Origin of the sequence: Paracoccus laeviglucosivorans (assembly GCF_900182695.1) — a bacterium.
In the GTDB taxonomy this organism is placed as follows: domain Bacteria; phylum Pseudomonadota; class Alphaproteobacteria; order Rhodobacterales; family Rhodobacteraceae; genus Paracoccus; species Paracoccus laeviglucosivorans.
Genome location: NZ_FXTK01000074.1, coordinates 1 through 1,439 on the forward strand (window position 1 = coordinate 1; position 1,439 = coordinate 1,439).

General features: G+C 68.5%; 1 protein-coding gene. It reads left to right on the forward strand.

Annotated features, from left to right (window positions below; genetic code table 11):
• Positions 1–1,439: aldehyde dehydrogenase (NADP(+)) (locus FN835_RS21070; RefSeq protein WP_142665181.1), on the forward strand; the 1,439-nt coding region annotated here is incomplete at both ends.

Sequence of the window (1,439 nt, forward strand, 5' to 3'; positions counted from 1 at the left end):
ACATACACCCCGCACGGCAAGCATCTGATCGCGGGTTCCTGGGTTGGGGGCGGCGCGACATTTGCGTCTGAGCCGGCCTCTGGCCCATCGCACCCGTTCAGCATTGGGACGGTGGCGCTTGTGGAACAGGCCTGCGCCGCCGCCGAGGACGCGTTCTGGTCCTATGGCTACAGCCCGCGCGACACCCGCGCCGCTTTCCTGGAGGCCATCGCCGACGAGATCGAGGCCCGCGCCGAGGCGATCACCCAGATCGGCGCGCAGGAAACCGGCCTGCCCGAGGCGCGCCTGCAGGGCGAACGCGGTCGCACCACCGGCCAGCTGCGGCTGTTTGCGTCCCATATCCGCAAGGGCGACTATCTGGATCTGCGCCACGATGCGGCATTGCCCGAACGCCAGCCCCTGCCACGGCCCGACATCCGCCTGATGCAGCGGCCCATCGGTCCGGTGGCGGTGTTCGGCGCCTCGAACTTTCCGCTGGCGTTTTCGACCGCGGGTGGCGACACCGCAGCCGCGCTGGCCGCCGGTTGCCCCGTCGTGGTCAAGGGCCACAGCGCCCATCCCGGCACCGGCGAGATCGTGGCCGAGGCGATTCATGCGGCGATCAAGTCATGCAACCTCCATCCCGGTGTGTTCAGCCTGATCCAGGGCGGGCGCCGCGATGTTGGCACGGCACTGGTTACCAATCCGTTGATCAAGGCCGTGGGCTTCACCGGCAGCCTTGCCGGGGGTCGCGCGCTGTTCGACCTGTGTGCGCAGCGCCCCGAACCGATCCCGTTCTTTGGCGAGCTTGGTTCAGTCAACCCGATGTTTTTGCTGCCGAAAGCCCTTGAGACGCGGGCCGAGGCACTGGGCACCGGCTGGGCCGGATCGCTGACCATGGGGGCGGGGCAGTTCTGCACCAATCCGGGCATCGCCGTGGTGCTGGACGGGGAAAATGCCGACAAGTTTACGCAATCGGCCCGCGCGGCGCTGGCGAATGTCGCGCCCCAGACCATGCTGACCGACGGCATCGCGCAGGCGTATCGCGACGGTCAGGCGCGATTCGACGGCCGCAACGCGGTTCGGGCGGTCCTGCGCACCGACAGCACCGGGCGTCAGGCCAGCCCGAACCTGTATGAGACGACGGCCGCCGCCTATCTTCAGGACCATGCGCTTGGCGAGGAAGTCTTCGGCCCGCTGGGTCTGATCGTGCGCGTGCGCGACATGGACGAGATGGCGCAGCTGGCGCGCGGCTTCGAGGGTCAGCTGACCGCGACGCTGCACATGGAGGACGCCGATCTGGCCGACGCAAAATCGCTGCTGCCGATCCTTGAGCGCAAGGCGGGCCGGGTGCTGGTCAACGGCTTCCCGACCGGCGTCGAGGTCAGCGACGCGATGGTCCATGGCGGCCCATACCCCGCCTCGACCAATTTCGGCGCGACCTCGGTCGGCACCATGTC